We start from the raw sequence: 21,097 nt of genomic DNA on the forward strand, positions 1-21,097 counted from the left end.
GAAACCATGCGTTACAAAACGAATCTCAATCTCTCGGTCAACTACCAAGCGCAGCCGGTGCTGACGAAGCTGCAGCGGATCAGCTGGCAAACCGATCTGCTCGGCGCCAACCTGGACGTGGCGTCAGGCACCCTGACGATTCAGCAAGAAGACGGTCGCCAGCTTTTGAACGTGACAGTGCCAGCGACGACTAATGTGTGGCGGGAGTTTGACGGCGTCCAACTGGTGCCGGAACACCGGCTTCGGGCCACGGTCACGCTGACGACGACAACCGGGGATCAGTACGAAGACACCGCGACCTTCTTCACCGCCACCGACTTCGGCCAGGCCGCCTGGCTGACCAGTCCGGTGGACACGGCGGCCGGCGAAGGGGAGTTCCTGTTCAGCAAGGCGCTGACCCTGTCGGCCGCACCGGTTGCGGTCACCATGTATACCAGTGCTCGGGGGCTGTACGAGCTGTACGTTGGCGACCAAAAGGTTAGTGCGGATCTGCTGACGCCAGGCTGGACCAGCTACGATCACACGATTCAGTACCAGGCGTATGACCTCACCCCGTTTTTCGCGCAGACCACGACGCGGCAGCTGAATGTGCGGCTTGGCAACGGCTGGTACTTGGGGATGCTGACTTGGGACCGCGTTAAAAACATGTTCGGCGATCACAAGGCGTTCATCGGGTACTGCGTCGCGCGGTTCGCGGATGGTCACACCGAGGTTTGCGCAACGGACGACACCTGGCAAAGCGCCGAAGGGCCGATTCGGCTCAACGAAATCTACGACGGCGAGACGATTGACTTTGCCCATGCCCAGGCGGATTTTCTTGAGACCACCGACCGCACCGCCTGGTCTCAAGCGCAGGTGCTGGACTTGGCCAAGCAGGTCCTGACGCCGCAGCAGGATCAGGCCTGCCGGGTGACCCAGGTTGTGGCGCCGATGGCGATGTACCAGACGCCCAACGGTGATGTGACCATCGATTTTGGGCAGAACCTCGTCGGGCGTGTGCGGGTGGATCTCGCGGCGCTTCTGGGCGATGAACCCACCACGCTGACCCTGCGCCACTCGGAGGTGATCGATGCGCAGGGCAACCCCTACTTTGGCAACCTGCGGGAGGCCAAGGAGACGGTGACGCTGCAAAATGCGACCGCGGAGGCCGGCAGCTACGCGGAGCACTTCTCCTTTCAGGGCTTCCGCTACCTGATTGTCACCGCCAGTCGGCCGCTGCGGGTCGTCAAGACGGCCTTTCAGGCGGAGGTGATTCACACGCCGATGCCGCGAACCGGCGCCTTTGCCTCCGATGATGCCCTGCTGAACCGGCTGTACGAAAACATCGTCTGGGGGCAACGCGGGAACTTCGTGGATGTGCCGACGGATTGCCCACAGCGCGATGAGCGGCTGGGCTGGACCGGCGACACGCAGGTTTTCATCAGCACCGGCCTGTACAACTTTGACGGTTACGCGTTTTACGCCAAGTGGCTGCGCGACCTGGCGTCCGATCAGCTGCCCCACGGCGGGGTGCCGGCGGTGATTCCGGATGTGGTCACCCGGCTGCAGCCGCAGACGCATTCGTCGGCGGCCTGGGGGGATGCGGCGGTCATCTGCCCTTGGACGCTGTACAAGTTTTACGGCGATGAAACGATTCTGGTCCGGCAGTACGACAGCATGAAGCGCTGGATCGAATTCAACAGCAACGCCGGACCAACCCCGTATGCCGGCAATCCGGGCTTCCATTACGGCGACTGGCTCGCCCTGGACATCGAAGGCAGCAGCGAAGGGGCCACCCCGCATCCATACCTGGCTTGCTGCTTCCACCGCTACACGGCCGCTTTGATGCAGCGCATCGCGACGATTCTGGGTCACGCTGATGACGCCGCCGATTACAAGGCGCTGGTCGCCGGGATTGACGACTACTTCAATCAGACCTACATCAAGGACGGCGAGCTGACCATCGCGACGCAGACGGCGCAGGTCCTCGCCCTGAAAATGATCGGCCTGACCGCAGCGCAGCGCCAGGCGATTGCCGCGCGGCTGAACGGCATGGTGATCAACAACAACACGCACCTGAACACCGGCTTCGTCGGCACCCCGTACCTGCTGGAAATGCTGACGCAGCACGGCTACGCCAAAACCGCGGTGGCGCTTTTGAACCAAAAATCGTTCCCGTCGTGGCTGTACTCGGTCACCAAGGGCGCGACCACCATCTGGGAGCACTGGGACGGCATCAAGTTGGATGGCACCTTCTGGTACGATGCGATGAACTCCTTCAACCACTACGCCTTCGGTGCGGTGGGCAACTGGATGTACCGGTACCTGATCGGCATCGATCAAACCGAAGCGAGCGTTGGCTTCTCGGACCTCGTCATCGCGCCGCTGGTCAGGGATTCCAAGCAGCGGTACGTGAGCGGCAATTACCAGTCGGTGCGAGGCAACATCGCCTGTGCGTGGTCCAACAACGACGGCCAGGTCGCGATGCGCGTCCAGGTACCGGCGAATACGACGGGCAAGCTCATCTTGCGCGATGCGCGGTTTGGCTCGTGCAGCCTTGAGGGGACCTACGATGCCGAGGCGGCGGCCTACACCATCCCGCTAAGCGGCGGTCAAACGTTGCAGCTGACCTACCAGGTTTTGTAAGCAGGCTTAACGATAACCAAGGAGATAGCAATGAAAAACACACGAATTCCATCGGTGCCACTGTTTGTGCATGACCCGTTCTTCTCAATCTGGTCGCCGGCCGATCACGCCAACGAGGCGACGACGACTAGCTGGAACGACAAGGAGATGCCGGTGACGGCGGTGCTGACGCTCGACGGCGCGGCCTACAGCGTGGTCGGCCGTTCGGAAACGCTGCCGAAGCTGCCCCAAGTCGGGTTGGCGGTGACACCGACCCAGACGCACTACACGTTCGCCAATGCGGCGGTCCAGCTTGATGTCACGTTCGCCCAGCATTTTGACCTGGCCGACCTGCAGTCCGTGTCAGAGTCCATCACCTACGTTCAGATGAGGCTGACGGTGCTGGACGGCGGCCAGCACCAGGCGGCCCTAGACTGGCGCTTCGACGGCAGCATCACCTACGAACGCCTCTGCGACAACCGGCTGTTGACCAAGCGCCTGACGGTGGGTGACACGCAGGCGGTGTGGCTGGGCAAGGCCCGGCAGACGCCGCTGGGCGACTCGGGCGACCAAAACAACATCGATTGGGGCTACCTGTACCTCGCCTGCGCCAACCAACCAGGCGCCACGGTGGCGGCGGCCCAGGACTGGAACCAGCAAGGTCTGGCCGCCCATTTCGACCTGACGCAGCTGCCGGTGGCCACGCTGCTGGTGGCCTACGACGACCTCCATGCGATCGATTACTTTGGCACGGTTCAAAATGCGTACTGGAAGGCGGCGGCGCCTTCGCTGCCGGCCCTTTTGGCCAAGCGCTTGCCGCAAACCACCGCGATTTTGGCGGATTGTGAGCGGCTGGATGCCAAGATTCTCGACCTTGCGGGAAGCGTCGGCGGGGCCGACTACCAGCTGATCTGCGCGACAGCCTACCGCCAGGCCATCGCCGCCCACAAGCTGATTCGCGATGAGAACGGCGAGCCGGTGTTCCTGTCCAAGGAGAACAACTCCAACGGCTGCATCGGCACGGTCGACGTCAGCTACCCGTCCATTCCGCTGTTTCTGGCCTTCAACCCGGTCCTGGTGGAGGGCATGATGCGGCCAATCATGCGCTTCGCCGCTTTGCCGGTCTGGCACTTCGACTTCGCGCCGCACGATGTCGGCCGCTACCCGTACGCCACCGGGCAGGTCTACGGGCTGGACACGACGGCCGGCCTGGACGACGGGACGCGTCAGGAACAAGGCGACACGGCCGCGCTGTTGTACCAGTATCCGGCCGAGACGAACGCCTATGATTTGCGCTACCAGATGCCGGTCGAAGAGTGCGGGGACATGATCATCATGGCCAGCACCGTGGATCTGCTGTTGCACGACGACTTCCTCGTCACGCACCACGACCAGCTGATTGCGTGGAGCCAATTTCTGATTCGCAACGGGCAAGATCCGGACAACCAGCTTTGTACCGACGACTTCGCCGGCCACTTGGCGCATAACGTCAACCTGTCTTTGAAGGCCATCGTCGCCTTGGGGGCGTTGGGCAAGGCGCTAGCAACGCATGCCGAATTCGCGCAGGAAGGCCGCGAGCTGTCGGCCACCGCGCAGAAGATGGCGGCCATCTGGCGCGATTCGGCCCGGTCCGAAACCGACACCCGCCTGGCCTTTGATCAGGCGAACACCTGGGCACTGAAGTACAACCTGGTGTGGGACGAGGTTTTGAAGCTCAACTTGTTCGATGAAGGCGTTGGCCAGCGCGAGCTCGCCCGTTACCAGCGTGAAAGCAACCGCTACGGGGCGCCTTTGGACAACCGTGCAACCTACACCAAGGTGGACTGGCTGCTGTGGGTCGCGACGATGAGTCAAGACAAGGCGCAGCTGGCGCAACTGATCGCGCCGGTTGCCCGTTACCTGAACGAGACCCCGACGCGGGTTCCGTTCTCCGACTGGTACGACACCGTGTCCGGCGAGTGGGTCTCCTTCCGCAACCGGACCGTGATCGGCGGCGTCTTCATGCCGCTGCTCAAGGCGTTGCAGCGGTTTTAGGTGGCGCAACCACTGCCAGAATAGGACAACGCCCTTGAGCCTGACCGGTTGCGGTCGGGTTCAAGGGCGTTGCGCTGACGTGGTTGACTCGCGCGGTTAGCGCTTGCGAACCGTGTTGCCGTTGATGAGTTTGAAGGGCAGGTTGACCTTCTTGAAGAAGCTCGGCGTCGTGATTTGCTTTTTGAGCAGCAAGACGGCCTGCTTGCCGATTTCGGCCTCGTTTTGCTCGATGTGGGTGAACCGGACGGGGTGAGGCTCGTAGGGGTTCATTGCGGGGGCGTCGAAGCTGATGATCGACACATCTTCCGGGACCCGCTTGCCCAAGGCCTCCAACGCGCTGGTCGCCAGCAAGGCGATGTTGTACTCGGAGGTGACGACGGCGGTCAAGTCGGGATTCTGCTTGAAAAAGGTCTTAAGCACGGCGATGTCATCGGTGATCGCGCGTTTGGAGTTTGGCACCACGGAGTCGATAGTCGACACAATCTGCTGGCGCGAGAACGGCTGCTGGGCATCGATGTGAGCGGTGATGAAGCCCGTGATGCGATCGTCGATGGTCGAGGCCGAGGCGTCGGAGGTCAGCATGCCGATGCGGGTGTGGCCATTGGCGAATAAGTTCTCAACGGCGGCACGGGAGGCCGCCACGCTGTCGGTTTTGATGGTTGAAAGCGGCAGCTCGCCCATCAGGCGATCGATGACGACCACCGGGAAATTTTTGGCGACAAGGTTCAACAGCTCCGGGGAAGCGTATTCTGATGAGGTGGGAAGTAGAATTAGGCCCTGAATTCCCAGCGCGACCAGGTCGTGGATGGCCTGATTCTCGAGTTCCCGGTCGCCGTAGCTCATCTTGACGATAAAATCAGTCGAGCTCTGGGCGGTGGAGAGAATGCTGCGCAGAATCGATGCCCCGAAGAAATCCGTGAAGTTGGTGAGCACCAGGCCAAAAATGCGGTGAGAGGTGTCCATCGCGTTCAGCTTGGTTGGGTTGGCCTCCCGCACAGTGGTTCCCTTGCGCGGCTTGCGGGTGATGTAGCCGTCGGTCGAAAGCAGCTCCATCGCCTTCTTGATGGTGATGACGCTGACGCCGAAGCGCTCGGCCAGGCCCTTATCGGTGGGCAGGTTGGTGCCAACTGGATAGGTGCCATCCTGGATTTCGCCTTGCAGCTGCTTGTAGATCGAATAGTACATGGGTGTTTTAGACATCGGGTTGTCCTTTCGAGGTGACTTGGATTATTCAATATGTTTATACAGATTTAAGCTGTCTTAGCTAGTTTATCACGCAAAGCACTTAAAAGGTGTGCTTAACATTTTGAATGTTTTTGAGTGTAATGATGTTTTTGGGAGGTCACAATGAGCAAAGTGTTGAATTACGATGCCAAAACCCAATCGGTGACGGTTGGGGCGACGACGGTGCAGCTAGTGACGCCTGCGGTAATCCGCGTGACCCGCGGGGCGGTGCAGGCGGCGGGAACCGGTGTGGTCACGGCCACGCCGCAGCCGGTTGCGGTGAGCGAGACGCAGCAGGCCACGGGCGTGACGTTGACCACCGCCGCGATGCAGGTGCAAGTGGATGCTGACGGCCACATCGATGTGTTGACGCCGGCCGGGGTACCGCTGGTCTGCGATTACCGTCAGCCACGCCGGCCGCTGCTGCGAGACATCAGTGCGGCGACGCAGGCACTGGTTGAGGCCGAGGGCCACACGGTGCAGGCGCCGGGTGAGCAGGCGCCGGTCGAGATTGTGAAGCAGATGCCTGCAGCGGCCCATTTTTATGGACTCGGCGACAAGACCGGCTTCCTGGACAAGCGGGGTTACGCCTACGATAACTGGAACACCGACCAGCCGGAGCAGATTGAGGAGACCAAGGCGCTGTACAAAAGCGTGCCCTTCGTGATCGGCCACACGCCAAGCGGCGCGTTCGGGCTTTTCCTCGACAACTCGTACAAGAGCCACTTTGATCTGGGCATGGAGAGCCCCGACTATTTCTTCGTCACGGCAACGGGCGGGGTCTTGGACTACTACCTGATCGCCGGCACCACGCCGGCCGCAGTCGTGACCGCCTACACGGGGCTGACCGGCCGCACCCCGCTGCCGCAGAAGTGGACGTTGGGTTACCAGCAGTCGCGCTTCAGCTACCCGGACGCCCCGACCGTTCGCGACATCGTAAGCGCGTTTGCCCAAAAACGCCTGCCGCTGGATGCGATTCACCTCGACATCGACTACATGGATGGGTACCGCGTGTTCACCGTCAATTCGCACAAGTTCCCCGATCTCAAGGCACTGACGGCGGGGCTGGCGCAGCAAGGCGTCAAGGTGGTGACCATCATCGATCCCGGGGTGAAGGCGGAACCCGGGTACCGGGTCTACGAGGAAGGACTGAGGCAGCGTCTTTTTGCCACCACGGCGGCCGGTGCGACGTACCTGAACACGGTATGGCCCGGCAAGGCGGCCTATCCGGATTTTGGCCAGGCCGCGACGCGCCGATGGTGGGGGGACAATCAACGCTTCCTGGTTGACTACGGCGTCAGCGGGGTCTGGAACGACATGAACGAGCCGGCTGGCTTCGACGGCCCGATGCCGCCCGACACGGTGTTTCACGACGAGGACGCACCGGCGACCATCCAGCGGATGCACAATCTTTACGGGCACAACATGGCCAAGGCGACTTACGATGGGCTGAAAGCGCTGACCAAAAAGCGGCCATTCGTGATTTCACGGGCGGTGTTTGCCGGGACGCAACGTTACAGCACGGTCTGGACCGGCGACAACCGCAGCTCCTGGGAACACCTGCGGATGATGATTCCGCAGCTGTGCAACCTGGGGATGAGCGGGTTTGGTTTTGCCGGTACGGACATCGGTGGATTTCTCGGCGACACCACCGCGGAGCTTTTGACGCGGTGGGTTGAGGCCGCCGTGTTCAGCCCGTTGTTCCGCAACCACAGCTGTGCCGGAACGCGGATGCAGGAGCCGTGGCGCTTCGGGGAGCCGACGCTCGCGATTTACCGGCGTTACCTCGAGCTGCGCTACCGGCTGCTGGATTACCTGTACGACCTGTTCGAGGCGGGGACCCGGACCGGACTGCCGGTCATGCGGCCGCTGGTGCTGAACTACCCTGCGGATGCGGCGGTGGCTAACCTGAACACCGAGTTCATGGTCGGTGACGCGCTTTTGGTCGCCCCGATTCTTTCACCCGGGGGGTACGAGCGACTGGTCTACTTACCGGCCGGCGACTGGTTCGATTACTGGACTGGCGACTTAGTGACCGGGGGCCGCACGGTGGTGGTTGCCGCGGATCTGGCCACCCTGCCGCTGTTCGTCAAGGCGGGGGCGGTGCTGCCGCTGCGGCCGGCAACCATGCACGTGGATGTGCCGCGCGAACACGCACTGACCTTCAAACTGTGGGGCCAACAAGGGACTTACCAACACTACCAAGACGACGGGGAAAGTTTTGCCTATGAAAACGGCGCGTATAACCGCTACGAGGTTGCGGTGACTGCGGAGCAAGCGACGGTGACGCTGAGCCACCGCAGCTTGGACGTGCCGGTGTACGCGCGGCTGACGATAGAAACGGCACGGGGCAGCCGCGTGCTAGTGTTCGATGACGCCACCGGCGCCTATCGTGAGGAGGAATGACATGACAACTGATAACCTGTTCGGCAACGCCCCGCAGTACGCGGCGGCGACCCTACCACCTGACCCAACCTCGCCGCTGCGCGGCACCACCATCGGGTTCTTGGGCTCCTCGATCACCGTCGGGGCGGCGTCTCTCGGTGAGTCGTTCGTGCAGTTCCTGGCGGCCAAGGACGGCGTGGTGCCGGTCGAGTCGGCGATTAGCGGCACGACCTTAGCCGGCACGGCGGCGGATACCTATGTCTCGCGGCTGGCCAGCGACTTTGCGGCGGTGTCGGCGCTTGACGCCTTTGTCCTGCAGCTTTCCACCAATGACAGCCGGCAGGGCAAGGCGCTGGGCGTGGTGACGCCTGCAACTGGGCCGACCGGGGCCGCAGTCATGCCAGCTGCGGCCGCGGCGGCGCTGGATGGGGCCACCTTACCGGCCGCGGCGACGCTGGCCACCGAACCACCTGCGGCCACCGATTTTCCTGCCGAGGCAACGAACGGCACGATGCCAACGGCCGCCGCCTACGATGTCGACACCACCACTGGGGCCATCGAGCACATTTTGGCCACGGTGGCGGCGCGGTGGGGCTGCCCGGTGCTGGTCTACACCTGTCTGCGCGAGCCGGCCGACCGCGACTACGCGGCGCTGGTGGCGCGGTTGCGCGAGTTGCAGGCGAAGTGGCACTTCGCGGTTCTCGACCTGTACGGTGACGCGGCGCTGCACGACGCGACCAAGGCGTTGCCGGCGGCGATGGCCGACGATGCCCACCCGACGCGGCTGGGCTACCGAGAGCTGTGGCTGCCGCGGTTCGAGCAGGCGCTGAACGCCCTGATTGGAGGGGGACAATGACGACGATGACGCTGTCCGCTTTTGCGGATGAGATCAGCCCGGACCTGGCGACCCAGATTCGGGTGCTGCAGGCAAATAACATTCATCACATGGAGCTGCGAGGCATCGGGGGCCAATCTGTGAGTGACTTCACGCTGGCTCAGGCCGCGGATTACGCGCGGCAGCTGGCGGCGACCGGCATCGCGGTATCCAGCATCGGCTCGCCGATCGGCAAAATCGGCATCGCCGATCCTTTCGCGCCGCACCTGGCCAAGCTCGACCACACGCTGACGCTGGCTCGCATTTTCAAGGCCCCGTACCTGCGCTGCTTCAGCTTTTACGTGCCGGCGGGGGCGGCCGAGGACTACCGACCGCAGGTGCTGCAGCGGATGCAGGCGATGCTTGAGGTGGCCAAGGCCTACCCCGAGGTGACGCTGCTGCACGAAAACGAGAAGGGCATCTACGGCGACTCGCCGGAACGCTGCCTGGACCTTGTGACAACGCTCGCGAATCCGCAGCTGCGCCTGGCCTTTGATCCGGCCAACTTCGTGCAGTGCGGCGCAAGTGTTTACCCGGAGGCCTTCGACCTACTGGCGCCGCACATCGCCTACGTTCACATCAAGGACGCCTTGACCGCAAGCGGCACGGTGACGCCGGCGGGGCAGGGCGATGGCCACGTGGCCGCGGTGCTCGCGGCGCTGCAAAAGCGCGGTTACGCGGGATTCTTGAGCATCGAACCGCACCTGAGCGTTTTCCCCGGCTTCCGGGAGCTGGAGGCGCGAAGCACGGTGCGTCACCCGGCGCCGGCCGGTCTGGCCGCGGTGGGTGCGGCGCCGGTCGTCAGCACCGAAACTGCGACCGCGACGCAGGCGGCGACCGAGGCCCAGGCAACGTCCTCGCAGCCGGCAGGCGAGGCGACCACGCGCCGCGGCGACGGCGAGGTGCTGTTCAACATTGCGGCGGCGGCGCTGCGCGACTTGTTGTGTAAACTTGATCAGAGGTGGGATTAATGGCAACACTTCACATTGGCATCATCGGCGTCGGCAACATCGGCACCCTTCACGCCAGCTACCTGACCGCCGGCGAGATTCCGCAGGCCGAGCTTTCGGCGATTGCCGACATCGACCCGGCGCGGCTGGCCGCGGCGACCGCGCGGTTCGGCGAGCTGACCTGCTACCCGACCGCGGCGACCCTGATTGCCGATCCGGCCATCGACGCGGTGATTATCGCCACGCCGCATTATTTTCACCCGCTGATCGCGGCTCAGGCGCTGGCGGCGGGGAAGCACGTGCTGTCGGAGAAGCCGGCCGGCGTCTACACCCAGGCGGTGGCAGACGCCCTGGCCGTGGCGGCGCAGCATCCGGATTTGACCTACTCCTTGATGTACAACCAGCGGATGAATCCGGCCTACCAAAAGGCACGGGAGCTGGTGCAAAACGGCACGTTGGGCGAGCTGCGCCGCACCAATTGGATCATCACCGACTGGTACCGGTCGCAAAGCTACTACAACTCGGGCGGCTGGCGGGCGACCTGGGCCGGTGAAGGCGGCGGGGTGCTGCTGAACCAGGACCCGCACCAGCTGGACCTGTGGCAGTGGATCTGCGGGATGCCCAGCCGCGTGATGGGCTTCACGTACAACGGCAAGCGCCGAGACGTCGAGGTCGAAACCGAGGCGACGGCCTACGTCGAGTACGAAAACGGCGCGACCGGGGTGTTCGTCACCACGACGACCGAAACGCCCGGCACCAACCGGTTCGAAATCGTCGGTTCGCGCGGCAAGCTCGTGATCGAGGACCAGCGGCTGCGGCTGTGGGTCAACTCGCAGGACGAGGCCGACTTCAACCGCACCTACCAAGGCGGCTTCGGTCAGCCGGAATGCCGCGAGGTGCCGGTTGATGTCGCGTTCGACGGTGATTCCGGCCACCAGAAGATCGTGAAGAATTTTGTTTCACAAATTCTCACCGGAACCCCGCTGATGTCGCCGGCTAGCGAAGGGTTGCGGGGCCTTGCCATCAGCAACGCAATTTACCTGTCGGCCTGGGAGCAGCGGTGGGTCGCGCTGCCGATCGACGGGGCGGCCTTTTTGAAGGCGCTGAACCGGCGGCGGGAGACGTCGCGCTACCGGCCGGGTCAAGCGGGACGGGTGTTGGACACCGAAGGGAGCTACTGATGGCGCTACGATTCGGGATTATCGGCTGCGGCGCGATCGCCCACGCCCATGCCGCGGCGATTGCGGCACTGCCAGACGCGACGCTTGCGGCCTGTTGCGACTGCGACGTGGTCAAGGGGCGGGCATTCGCCAAGGCGGCCGGGGCGGTAGCCTTTTACTCGGATTACCACGAGCTTTTGGCCAGCAACCTGGACGTCGTGACCATCGCGACGCCGCACTTCCTCCACGCGACGATGAGCATCGCGGCGCTTCAGGCCGGCAAGGCGGTGTTGTGCGAAAAACCGCTGGCGATGACGCCGGCGGAGGGCCGCGCGGTGCTGGCCGTGGCGGCCAAATTTCCCGGGAAATACGCGGTGATTTTTCAAAATCGCTTCGCCCCTTCGCTGGTTGCGGCCAAGCGCCTGCTGGCCTCGGGCCGGTTGGGTCAGGTGACTGGCGTCAAGGCGACGCTGACCTGGCACCGCGATGCGGCCTACTACCAGGCGGCGGCCTGGAAGGGGCGGTGGGCGACGGAAGGCGGCGGGGTGCTGATCAACCAGGCAATCCACACGCTGGACGCGCTGTGCTGGCTGGGTGGCCGCCCCCAGCGGGTGCGGGGCCATGTGATGACCGCGCTTTTGGCCGGCGCCGTAGAGGTCGAGGACGCCGCGATGGCCACGGCCGTTTTGCCCGGTGGGGTGCCGGCGGTGATTTTTGCCACCAACGATTACGCCCGAGACGACCCGGCCACGCTGACCTTCGCCTGCAGCGGCGGTGAGCTGACGGTGACCAACGCCGGGCTGTGGCTGGACGGCGTGGTTCAGGCGGCGCGAACGATTGCGGTGGCCAAGGACCAAAAGGCCGCGTGGGGCGACGGCCACCAGCGCCTGTTCGCGGCGTTCGTGCATCGGCTCACAGGCGCCGCCGATCCGCTGGTCGGCTACCTGGCCGGGGCGGATGCGCTGGTGCCGCTGACGCTTTTGAACGGAATTTATCAAAGCAGCCGCAGCGGGGCCTGGGTCACGCTGACGGAGTAGGAGATAAAATGCCTGCGGCTCCCGATAGTCCAATGGCGCAGGCAATGAATCGACCTAAACATCCCTGAGACACGACTCTGACCCTTACCCCCAAAGTTGGAACAAAACTTTGGGGGTAAGGGTCAGTTGGCTTATCCACCTATTCCAGCTCTTGGTGCAAACTGCGCGTCAGAGACACGCAAAAGGGGCCCAATGCGTTATGATAAGCAGGTAATCTTACTAACCGGGCCGATGATGCCCGGGACCTTTGGGAAGGGGACTAGACATGTATTCAAAAGAAAAAGTCACGCAGCAGCTCCACACCCTGAACAGCTACATTTATGCCAACTTCCAGCCGATCACCGGCATGGGCATTTGGCACGACGACCGCGAGGATCACAAGCCGCTGCCGCCGACCAACGCCGAGTTTTCGCCAATCGCGATCGGGGACACCTGGTCCGGCCGCGACGACTACTACTGGCTGCGCTTCACGCTGACCGTGCCGGCGCTTGCCGCCGGTGAGAAGTACGTCGCTCACCTGGATTTGGACCGCAACGGCAACAACGGCGCCTTCGAGGGGCTGGTTCACCTGAACGGCCACCCACGCCAGGCCGTCGACCGCAACCACAAGGACGTGGTGCTCGACCACCGCTTCTCTGATTCGACGGTCGACGTCGCCATCTGCATGTGGACCGGCCACGAAGGCGGCGGGTTACAGCGCATTCAGCACTACATTTTGCAGGAGGCCAAGGCCGGCAAGCTGATCGCGCCGATCCGCGACCTGGCGCGGTGGCTGGACATGATCGACCAGACCACCCGCGAGCTGGACCGCGACGAGCCGCTGTTGTACGAGTACCAGAAGCTGTTGGACCGCGTCTTGCGCCGCTTCGTCTGGGGCAACCAGACGCTTGAAGACATCACCGCGACCGCGGAGCTGGGGCTCAAGGACGTTCAGGCCTTCCTCGCGGCTCACAAGGGCCAAAACAAGCAGTTCAAGATTTCCGCCATCGGCCACTCCCACATCGACGTGGCCTGGCTGTGGCGCCTGCGTCACACGCGCGAAAAGTCCGCTCGCACCTTCTCCACCGTGCTGTCTTTGATGGACGAGTACCCGGAATACAAGTTCATGCACTCGACCCCGCAGGTCTGGAAGTTCGTCAAGGAGGACTACCCGGAGCTTTACGCCAAGATCAAGGAACGCGTCAAGGAAGGGCGCTTCGAACCCGAAGGCGCGACCTGGCTTGAACCCGACACCAACCTGCCGTCCGGCGAGTCTTTGACGCGCCAGTTCCTGTACGGGACGCGCTTTTTCAAAAAGGAATTCGACGCCAAGCAAAACGTGCTGTGGCTGCCGGATGTCTTCGGTTACTCTTGGGCCCTGCCGCAGATCATGAATGGTTTTGGCATCAACAACTTCATGACCACCAAGATTTCCTGGAACGAAACCAACCGCATGCCGCATGACACGTTCATGTGGAAGGGCATCGACGGCTCCGAGGTCCTGACGCACTTCATCACCACCATCGGCCAGGAGTACGACTACAAGAAGACCGCGGATGGCTACTACTTCTACACCTACAACGGCCTGGTCACCCCTCACACGGTGCTGGGCTCCTACGACGTCTACGCCGATAAGGCCCTGAACAACGACCTGCTGTTGGCCTACGGGTTCGGCGACGGCGGCGGCGGTCCGCAGCGCGAGATGATCGAAAACATCGACATGATCAACCAGCTGCCGGGCCTGCCGACCATCGAAAACACCCGCGTCGACGACTACTTCGAAAAGCTCAACGAGACCATCGACGACTCCGATCAGCCGATCGCCGAGTGGAACGGCGAGCTCTACCTGGAGTTCCACCGCGGCACCTACACCTCCCAGGCGCGGGTCAAGAAGCAAAACCGCCAGCTCGAGTTCGCGATGCGCGACCTCGAGGCCCGGTACGTCCAGGCCGGCGTCGAGAACGGCGTGGCCTACCCGGCGGCGGAGATTCAAGACATCTGGGAACACATTCTGACCAACCAGTTCCACGACATTTTGCCTGGCAGCTCGATTCACGAGGTCTACGAGGACAACAAGGTCGAGTACCAGCAGCTGTTCGCGCGGATCGCCAAGCTCAACGCCGCCTTGGATGACGCGGCGCTGACGCCTAAGGCCGACGCCTACACCGTTCGCAACCTCAACGCGTGGAGCCTGCAGGACCTGGTGGCGGTGCCGGAAACCCGCGACGGGCAGTTCACGGACGCGCGGGGCCAGGTGCTGGCCGCCGAAAAGCACGGCGACCACTACCTGGTGGCGGCCGAAGCCCCGGCGTTCAGCGAAAGCAGCCTGACCTTCACGCCGCAGACCACGCCGGTCAAGATGGCCGGTGAAATCACCGGCAACACGGTCGAATCCGCCCACTACCGCCTGGCTTGGGCCCAAAACGGCCAGCTGACCGAGATCTACGATAAGGACAACGACCGCGAACTGTTGGCCGCCGGCAAGTTCGGCAACGTGCTGACCGTCTACGAGGACCGGCCGCTGCAGTACGACGCCTGGAACATCGACGAAGACTACCCGGAAAAGGCCATCACCCTGGCCGCCGACGCGATCACCGTGCATGAGGCCGGGCCGCTGTCGCAGCAAATCGAGTTCCACTACACCTTCCGCGACTCCACGGTTGCCCAGACGGTGATTTTGTACAGCCACTCGCGGCGCATCGACTTCAAGACGCACATCGACTGGCACGAGCACCAGTTCCTGCTTCGCACCGCGTTTGACACCACCATTTTGGCCGACCACGCGACCTTCGACGTGCAGTACGGCAACGTGTCGCGTCCGACCAGCAACAACACCTCGTGGGACACCGCGAAGTTCGAGACGGTCGCCCACAAGTGGGCCGACCTGTCGCAGCGCGACTACGGCATCGCCTTGCTCAACGATTCCAAGTACGGCTACAGCATCAAGGACGCGCATCTGTCCATGTCCCTGCTGAAGTCGGGGATTGAGCCCGATCCAGAGGCCGACCAAGGCGCTCACGACTTCACGTACAGCCTGCTCGGCCACCGCGGTGACTTCGTCGAAGGCAACGTGGAGCCGATCGCCATGGCCCTCAACCACGGCCTGACCGTCGTCGCCGGCGCGGCTAAGGACGCCGCCAAGCCGCTGTTCACCTTCGCGGCCACGCAGCCGGTCGAAGTCGACGCCATCAAGCACAGCGAAGACGGCGACCAGGTGATCCTGCGCTTCCACGAATACACCGGTGAAAACACGGTGATCAACGTGACGCCAACCTTCGACTACAAGTCCGTCGCCAAGGTGCGGTTGGATGAGACCCACCCAGAACCGCTTGAGGCCGTCGACGGCAAGCTGGCGATCAAGGTCACCCCGTACCAAGTTGTGACCCTGGCCTTCACGCGCTGATGGCAACGCGGCACGAGCCATCCGCCGGTGGCGTGACAACCACCCGGGCCGCCGGGGCCACTCGGTCGGCCGACGCCGCTCGAACCGCGGCAGCCGCACAAGCCGCGCCTGTCAGCGGCCAACCCGTGGCGCAACCGATCACGGCGGCGCAACCGGGCGTGACCGGCGACGGCGCTGCGGTGCGGCCCGGCATCCTCTGGCTGGACTGCGGCGACACCCTGGTCGACGAAGGCAGCCAAGTCTTCGATGACGCCGGCAACGTGCTGACCGCGACGCTTTTGCCCGACGCGCTTGCGGTGCTGACGGCGCTTCAAGCGGCCGGCTGGCGCCTGGGGCTGGTCGCGGACGGCCGCGTCCGGTCGTTTGCAAACATCTTGGCAAGCACCGGGCTCGCCCCGCTGTTTGAGACCCGGACGATTTCCGAGGCCGTGGGGCAGGAAAAACCGGCGGCCGCGATGTTTGCGGCGGCCCAGGCGGCGATGCACCTGAGTGCTGCCGACCTGCGCCGCACCGTCATGGTGGGCAACAACCTCGCCCGTGACGTCCAAGGCGCCAATGCGTTCGGCGTCGCCAGCGTCTGGTACGACTGGTCGCCGCGCTACCCGCACGCACCAAGCGGCGACCTGCAGCGGCCGGCCGCCACGATTACGGCGCTGGCCCAGCTGCCGGCGGCGCTTGAATCCCTGATTTGACGAAAGACCTGTTCCTGCCGCGTGGCGGTGGGAACAGGTCTTTTTGTATCGAAAAAGCGTTATTTATTTACATAATATTTACCAAACATTTACACTGAGGCGAGTCGAATCGCTTGGCAAAAGCGGCCGTCTGGTGTTATCCTATCAGCGTAGAATTCGACAGCGTCCTTCGGCTCGCACGGCCGTCGACGCAGCTCAAGGCAGTCTACGGTGACTATCATTCTCATCTGATGAACGTCGACCTATGTCGACCACGTCCGCGGCGTGAGTGTCTAGCGACGAAGAAATTCGCGTAAAAGAAAACAGCCCTGGTTTGACTCCAATGATCCGCAACTGCCGGCTCCCCCACAGTGCGTAACACCAACTGAATCGGTTCTACCCGTCGGCGGGGGCAGTCTGCCCTGCCGGTGGGGCGGTTCGTCAATTCAATAGCAATCGGGGACACTGTGGGGTAGCCTGCGGTGTCCTTTGTGTACCCAAAAGAGTTAAAAAAATGTAAGGACGCTCCTGCTCAGATTGAAAGCATTCTCATAAGCCTCATACTGACCGTATGGAGGTGGTCAGTATGGTCTGGCTGATCAGTTTAGCAGCGACGGGTTTTGTGGGTCTTGCCGCGTGGCTGTGGTTGACCCACCGGCACAGGCTGGTTGGGGCATTGCTGCTGGGCGTGACGATTCTTACCTTGCTCAGTGGTAGCCTGCTGACGCTTCAAAAAGCGATGCAATCGCCGGCCGCCATCTTGGTGTTGACCCCACGACAGACTGCGAGATTTGCGACGTCCTTGAAAGCCGGGCCGCCAAAGCAGCGCGTCCGATTTGAGGTGCGCGATCCGAGCGTCGATGCCAATACAGTTGGTTTTGTCGCAGGACGTGGGGTGGCGGTCAGCCTACCACGTGAGGACGCGACGCTGCGTTTAGGCGTTGGCGACCGGGTTGACGTGCGGGTGCAGCACGTCGTACGAGTGGCTGGCCACTGGCTGTGTGAGTGCCGGCTGCTGAGTGCCGACTACCGAATGAGCTTTGGACGCTAGTGGCCGGAGGGTCAGTGTTCAAAGGAGCGGTGGTCTTGCGGTCAGTGCCAGCACAAGACATGATCGGTGGCTAGAAGTGCTAGCACTAGGACGATGTAAAAAGCGGCGAGCTCGTTGGAGTTCGCCGCTTTTGCCGTGCCATTCAGTTGCCGTGCCATTCAGTTGCCGGCGGCCGCATCACGCGCCGCGATGTCGGCCAGGACCGCCGCAACGCCTTGGTCCCACACCGCCCATTCGTGGGTGCCGGGGACGCTGGTTAGGGTGCAGTCAAAGCCGTTGTGGCTGGCCAAGTCGGCGTAGGCGCGGTTTTCCGGGTACAGGCCGTCTTCGGTGCCGCAGCGCATGCGGATGAACGGCCGCCGCGCGGCCTGCCAGTGCGTCGTCAAAAACGGGACGTCGGAGGCGCTGCCACGAAGCTGCTCGCGGCTGCCGAAGTTGGCGGCAAACAGCGGGCCAATCGTCGGATCGTTTTCACGGTCCCAGCGGGTCAGCAGGTCGGGGACGCTCGACATCGCGTAGATGCCGGCGAACTGCTCCGGGTGGTTCAGGCCGAGCTTCAACGCGCCGTAGCCGCCCATCGACAGGCCGCCGACGAAGGTGCGAGTGGGATCAAGCGCCAGGTTGAACCAGTCGCGGCAGCGCGATAGCAGCTCTTGGCTGACGTACTGGTAGTAGTGGATGCCGCTGGGCTGATCGGCGTAAAAACTGCGGTCGACCCGGGGCATGATCACCACCGTGTTTTGCCCGTCGGCGTAAGCCAAAACGCGCGACCGCTGCAGCCAGGCGTTCTCGTCGTCGGAGTGGCCGTGAAGCAGCAGTAGCACGTTGGCGGTCGCCGGGTGGTCGGGCAGCAGCACGTTGACGCGGGTCTGCATGCCAAGGCTTGCGGCGTGAAAATTCAGGGTGCTAAGTGTCATGTCATCGCCTCCAAGGATAATCTCCCTTGATTATAACGCGAAAACGTTTGCAAAACGACAACCAGCCCAAAAACCGCCCTGCTCGCCGCCAGCGTCGCGCAAGGGGGCTTTTGCCCGGTTGCGCGGAGCTTCACGGTGAGCAGGGCGGTGCGGTGGTGGCGTCAGGCGGTGACGGCCGCCCAGCCGATCAGCGTCAGCCCAGGCTGGGCCGCGATCAAGGCGGCCAGTGCGGGACTTTGCAACACCCGGGCATCGGCCTCGCGTCCGGTGGTCAGGCTGGAGCGTTCGAGAAGCGCCGGGGTCACGCGGCCGGGGTGGCAGACCACCTCAAGCGTCGCGGTCGCCGGCAGCGCCGCTATCGTGGCCATCAAGGCCGCCGCGGCACCGGCGTCGTGGGCGAGGTTGGCGTGGTGGTCGGGCATCGCGATGCCTTGAAGCGGCGCCGCGAAGTTGTTACGCATCGGCAGCCGCTCCGTTCTCGCAATGGTTGCGACGGTGGCGGCCAGCATCGGGCTGGCGTTGACGAAGGCGTGGTGGGTGGTGATGTGATCGATGGCCAGCCCGGCCTGCCGAGCCAGGCGCAGCTGGGCGAGCAGCTCCTTTTGGACCTCCGCCGGCACCAGCGACCCGGCCGCCGCCTTGGCCTGAACCTGGGCCCAGGGCAAAAGCAGGCCGCGGGCATCGACCAGAGACGGGATGGTGGCCGGGTCGCTGGCCGGGCGGTGGCGGTCCAGGATGAAGTGGATGCCCATCGCGGTGATGCCGGCCGCCTTGGCCGCTGCGGCGGCCGCCGGAAATTCCGGCATGGTCGGCATGCAGTTGGTGGCGGTCAGCTGACCGGCCGCCAAAAGCGCAAGCAGGGTGGCCGAAACCGCCGGCGTCAGGCCAAAGTCGTCGCCTTCAAGCAGCAGCCGGCTCATGGGCGGTCACCGGGCGTCTTCGCTTCATCAGCGGCCCCGTCTCCGGTCGTCGCCCCATCGGCAGTCTTCGCCCCGTCGGCAGTCTTCGGCTCAACAGCGGCCTCCGCCCCGTCTCTGGTCTTCGCCTCCTCGGCATTCTTCGCCCCATCGGCAGCCTTCGCCTCATCGGCGGCCTTCACCGTGTCGCCGGTCGTCGCCTTGTCGGCCGCCGTTGCGTCGCGCAGCAGCGCCAGGGTGGCGAAGGCCGGCAGGGTCACCGCCGCCTGGTGCCAGCTCGGGGCGACGTTTTGAATCAGGACCCGGCAGTCCGAGGCCAGCCAGGCAGCCGGCAGCGGCACCGTGATCGGGTGGTCGGCGAAGTTGTTGAGGACCAAAAGCGCCTGGGTCGCGGTGGTGCGTTGGTAGGCGTAAAGCCAGGCGATGGTGGTGCCGAAGGGGCGGTAGTCGCCGGTTTGGATCACCGGCTGGGTTTTGCGCAGGTGAATCAGCCGCTGGTAGAACGGGAAAATCTGGCCGTGAGCGAGCTCGGCCTCGACGTTGATCGTCGCCTGGTTGGTCGGCCGCAGCCACGGGGTGCCGGTGGTGAAGCCGGCGTTGGCGCCGGCGGTCCACTGCATCGGGGTGCGGCTGTTGTCGCGGTTTTTGGCCTTGACGATGGCGAAGGCCTCCGCCGGCGTCTTGCCGGCCTGCACCAGCAGGTGGTAGGCGTTGACGGTTTCGACATCCACGTAGTCATCGATGCTGCGGTAGTCGGGGTCGCACATGCCGATCTCCTCGCCCATGTAGATGTACGGGGTACCGCGGGACAGGTGGATGCTGGCGGCCAGAAGCTGCGCCGACCGCACCCGGTAGCGGGTGACGTCGCCGAAGCGGTTGAGGGCTCGCGGCTGGTCGTGGTTGTTCCAAAACAGCGCCTGCCAGCCGCCGGCCTTGGCCAGCCCCGCGCCCCAGTGGTGCAAAACGATCCGGAGCTGGTCGAAGTCGTAGCGCATCAGGGTCCACTTGCTGCCGTTTTGGTAGTCGGTTTTGAGGTGGTGGAACTGAAACACCATGCTCAGCTCGTGGTTGGCCGGGCGGGTGTAGGCCACCGCGTTGGGCAGCGTCGTCGAGCTCATCTCACCGACCGTCACCGCGTCGGCGTCTTGGCCGAAGCTGCTTTCGGCCAGCGCCTTGATATAGGTCTGCACGATCGGCTTGTCGGTGTAAAGCGTCTTGCTTTCCACACCGGGCGGCGCATCTTGGAGCAAGGGGTCCTTGCCGATCACGTTCAAGACGTCGAAGCGAAAACCTTGGACGCCCTTTTCTCGCCAGAAGTTCACGATGGCGGCCGCGGCCTTGCGAACGTTGGGGTTGCGCCAGTCGAGGTCGGCTTGGCTGACGTCGTACAGGTGCAGGTAGTACTTGCCGGTGTCGCCGAACGGGGCCCAGGCCGGACCGCCGAACTTGGACTCCCAGTTGGTCGGCAGGCTGCCGTCCGGCTTGGGGTCGCGAATCAGGTAGAATGCCTGGTAGTAGGGGTCGCCGGCCAGGGCCTTTTGGAACCAGGCATGGGCGGTGCTGGTGTGGTTCAAGACCATGTCCAGCATCACGCCGATGCCGGTCTCGTGCAGGGCGGCGACCAGGTCGGTGAAGTCCTGCATCGTGCCGAAGCGCGGGTCGATGCGGTAGTAATCGGCGATGTCGTAGCCGTTGTCGTGCTGCGGCGAGACGAAGAAGGGATTGAACCACACCATGTCGACGTTGAGGCGGCGCAGGTAGTCGATCTTTTGGATGATGCCGCGCAGGTCGCCGATGCCGTCGCCGTCGCTGTCGTAAAACGACTTGGGGTAAAGCTGATAGATGACTTTGTCTGCCAAACTCATTGCAGTTCCTTTCTGGTCCGGTGACG

At 63.5% G+C, this 21,097-nt stretch carries 13 protein-coding genes and 1 pseudogene; 10 read left to right on the top strand and 4 right to left on the bottom strand.

The window, feature by feature from the left end:
- The first annotated feature begins 6 nt into the window (after positions 1-6).
- Together ACYVRZ_RS02960 and ACYVRZ_RS02965 are read left to right on the top strand one after the other, a co-directional pair.
- The gene (locus tag ACYVRZ_RS02960; RefSeq protein ID WP_461224666.1) at positions 7-2,625 is read left to right on the top strand and encodes a family 78 glycoside hydrolase catalytic domain; all 2,619 of its coding nucleotides are present in this window, start codon (positions 7-9) and stop codon (positions 2,623-2,625) included.
- 30 nt (positions 2,626-2,655) lie between these two features.
- Positions 2,656-4,638, top strand: coding sequence for a glutaminase domain-containing protein (locus tag ACYVRZ_RS02965; RefSeq protein WP_461224668.1), 1,983 nt, complete (start codon positions 2,656-2,658; stop codon positions 4,636-4,638).
- A gap of 96 nt (positions 4,639-4,734) precedes the next feature.
- Here ACYVRZ_RS02965 and ACYVRZ_RS02970 read toward each other — a convergent pair whose 3' ends face one another.
- The gene (locus tag ACYVRZ_RS02970; RefSeq protein WP_461224670.1) at positions 4,735-5,838 is read right to left on the bottom strand and encodes a LacI family DNA-binding transcriptional regulator; all 1,104 of its coding nucleotides are present in this window, start codon (positions 5,836-5,838) and stop codon (positions 4,735-4,737) included.
- A gap of 147 nt (positions 5,839-5,985) precedes the next feature.
- Here ACYVRZ_RS02970 and ACYVRZ_RS02975 point away from each other — a divergent pair, with 147 nt between their 5' ends.
- From ACYVRZ_RS02975 to ACYVRZ_RS03010, 8 genes are all read left to right on the top strand, one after another.
- On the top strand, positions 5,986-8,268 hold the full coding sequence (locus ACYVRZ_RS02975) for a glycoside hydrolase family 31 protein (RefSeq protein WP_461224672.1): 2,283 nt from the start codon (positions 5,986-5,988) through the stop codon (positions 8,266-8,268).
- Between the two features lies 1 nt (position 8,269).
- Positions 8,270-9,103, top strand: coding sequence for an SGNH/GDSL hydrolase family protein (locus tag ACYVRZ_RS02980; RefSeq protein ID WP_461224674.1), 834 nt, complete (start codon positions 8,270-8,272; stop codon positions 9,101-9,103).
- Positions 9,100-10,092, top strand: a complete 993-nt coding sequence (locus tag ACYVRZ_RS02985; protein WP_461224675.1) for a sugar phosphate isomerase/epimerase family protein — start codon at positions 9,100-9,102, stop codon at positions 10,090-10,092. Before ACYVRZ_RS02980 ends, ACYVRZ_RS02985 begins: the two co-directional genes overlap by 4 nt.
- Complete coding sequence (locus ACYVRZ_RS02990) at positions 10,092-11,252, top strand: Gfo/Idh/MocA family protein (RefSeq protein WP_461224677.1); 1,161 nt, start codon at positions 10,092-10,094, stop codon at positions 11,250-11,252. Before ACYVRZ_RS02985 ends, ACYVRZ_RS02990 begins: the two co-directional genes overlap by 1 nt.
- Positions 11,252-12,268, top strand: a complete 1,017-nt coding sequence (locus tag ACYVRZ_RS02995; RefSeq protein WP_461224679.1) for a Gfo/Idh/MocA family protein — start codon at positions 11,252-11,254, stop codon at positions 12,266-12,268. The genes ACYVRZ_RS02990 and ACYVRZ_RS02995 overlap by 1 nt, the downstream gene beginning before the upstream one ends.
- Positions 12,269-12,533: 265 nt before the next feature.
- Positions 12,534-15,650 (top strand): alpha-mannosidase, encoded by a 3,117-nt coding sequence (locus ACYVRZ_RS03000; RefSeq protein WP_461224681.1) that lies wholly within the window; start codon positions 12,534-12,536, stop codon positions 15,648-15,650.
- A complete protein-coding gene (locus ACYVRZ_RS03005; protein ID WP_461224683.1) occupies positions 15,650-16,342 on the top strand; it encodes an HAD family hydrolase in 693 nt (230 codons plus the stop codon). Before ACYVRZ_RS03000 ends, ACYVRZ_RS03005 begins: the two co-directional genes overlap by 1 nt.
- 565 nt (positions 16,343-16,907) lie before the next feature.
- Entirely contained in the window at positions 16,908-17,372 is a 465-nt protein-coding gene (locus tag ACYVRZ_RS03010) for a hypothetical protein (protein WP_461224685.1), read from the top strand.
- A gap of 158 nt (positions 17,373-17,530) precedes the next feature.
- On the opposite strand, the gene ACYVRZ_RS03015 is transcribed toward ACYVRZ_RS03010, so the two are convergent.
- The 3 genes and pseudogenes from ACYVRZ_RS03015 to ACYVRZ_RS03025 all read right to left on the bottom strand — a co-directional run.
- On the bottom strand, positions 17,531-18,289 hold the full coding sequence (locus ACYVRZ_RS03015) for an alpha/beta hydrolase (protein ID WP_461224687.1): 759 nt from the start codon (positions 18,287-18,289) through the stop codon (positions 17,531-17,533).
- A 161-nt stretch (positions 18,290-18,450) separates the two neighbouring features.
- Positions 18,451-19,209: a ChbG/HpnK family deacetylase gene (locus ACYVRZ_RS03020; RefSeq protein ID WP_461224689.1), complete on the bottom strand. Its 759-nt coding sequence runs from the start codon at positions 19,207-19,209 to the stop codon at positions 18,451-18,453.
- A gap of 212 nt (positions 19,210-19,421) precedes the next feature.
- Positions 19,422-21,071, bottom strand: a pseudogene (locus tag ACYVRZ_RS03025) (alpha,alpha-phosphotrehalase); the annotation flags it as partial.
- Positions 21,072-21,097: the final 26 nt, after the last annotated feature.

The organism is Lacticaseibacillus suihuaensis (assembly GCF_054785075.1).

Excerpts from the sequence above, each read along its gene's own strand:
- ACYVRZ_RS02960 (WP_461224666.1), top strand. The coding sequence starts at position 7 with ATGCGTTACAAAACGAATCTCAATCTCTCGGTCAACTACCAAGCGCAG.
- ACYVRZ_RS02965 (WP_461224668.1), top strand. The coding sequence starts at position 2,656 with ATGAAAAACACACGAATTCCATCGGTGCCACTGTTTGTGCATGACCCG.
- ACYVRZ_RS02970 (WP_461224670.1), bottom strand. The coding sequence starts at position 5,838 with ATGTCTAAAACACCCATGTACTATTCGATCTACAAGCAGCTGCAAGGC.
- ACYVRZ_RS02975 (WP_461224672.1), top strand. The coding sequence starts at position 5,986 with ATGAGCAAAGTGTTGAATTACGATGCCAAAACCCAATCGGTGACGGTT.
- ACYVRZ_RS02980 (WP_461224674.1), top strand. The coding sequence starts at position 8,270 with ATGACAACTGATAACCTGTTCGGCAACGCCCCGCAGTACGCGGCGGCG.
- ACYVRZ_RS02985 (WP_461224675.1), top strand. The coding sequence starts at position 9,100 with ATGACGACGATGACGCTGTCCGCTTTTGCGGATGAGATCAGCCCGGAC.
- ACYVRZ_RS02990 (WP_461224677.1), top strand. The coding sequence starts at position 10,092 with ATGGCAACACTTCACATTGGCATCATCGGCGTCGGCAACATCGGCACC.
- ACYVRZ_RS02995 (WP_461224679.1), top strand. The coding sequence starts at position 11,252 with ATGGCGCTACGATTCGGGATTATCGGCTGCGGCGCGATCGCCCACGCC.
- ACYVRZ_RS03000 (WP_461224681.1), top strand. The coding sequence starts at position 12,534 with ATGTATTCAAAAGAAAAAGTCACGCAGCAGCTCCACACCCTGAACAGC.
- ACYVRZ_RS03005 (WP_461224683.1), top strand. The coding sequence starts at position 15,650 with ATGGCAACGCGGCACGAGCCATCCGCCGGTGGCGTGACAACCACCCGG.
- ACYVRZ_RS03010 (WP_461224685.1), top strand. The coding sequence starts at position 16,908 with ATGGTCTGGCTGATCAGTTTAGCAGCGACGGGTTTTGTGGGTCTTGCC.
- ACYVRZ_RS03015 (WP_461224687.1), bottom strand. The coding sequence starts at position 18,289 with ATGACACTTAGCACCCTGAATTTTCACGCCGCAAGCCTTGGCATGCAG.
- ACYVRZ_RS03020 (WP_461224689.1), bottom strand. The coding sequence starts at position 19,209 with ATGAGCCGGCTGCTGCTTGAAGGCGACGACTTTGGCCTGACGCCGGCG.